The following is a 257-nucleotide window of genomic DNA, read 5'->3' as shown; positions in this document are numbered from 1 at the left end:
ACTGGAAACATCCGCAAAGAACAGAACGTCCTGGACTTCGGATATAACCCGTTCACAACATGAGTAAATGGATAACTTACTCCCCGACGATATCGAACAGCTTAAGGCCCTGCTGGTTGCACAGCGGGCGCTTATACAACGCCTGTCTGGTGAGATAACCGGATATGGCCGGGAGATCGATGCGCTTCGGGGGCTGGTCGCCAAACTGCAGAGAATGTTGTTCGGGCGAAGCAGTGAGAAAAACCGCGAGAAAATCG

General features: G+C 52.1%; 1 pseudogene. It reads left to right on the top strand.

The features are described 5' to 3' along the window. Positions 1–67 precede the first annotated feature (67 nt). Positions 68–257 (top strand): annotated as a pseudogene (locus AAIR21_RS28155) (IS66 family transposase); the annotation flags it as partial.

The sequence above is a fragment of the Enterobacter sp. PTB genome, from assembly GCF_051130085.1.
Lineage (GTDB): Bacteria > Pseudomonadota > Gammaproteobacteria > Enterobacterales > Enterobacteriaceae > Enterobacter > Enterobacter ludwigii.
This window is presented reverse-complemented; position numbering and strand designations above follow the sequence as displayed.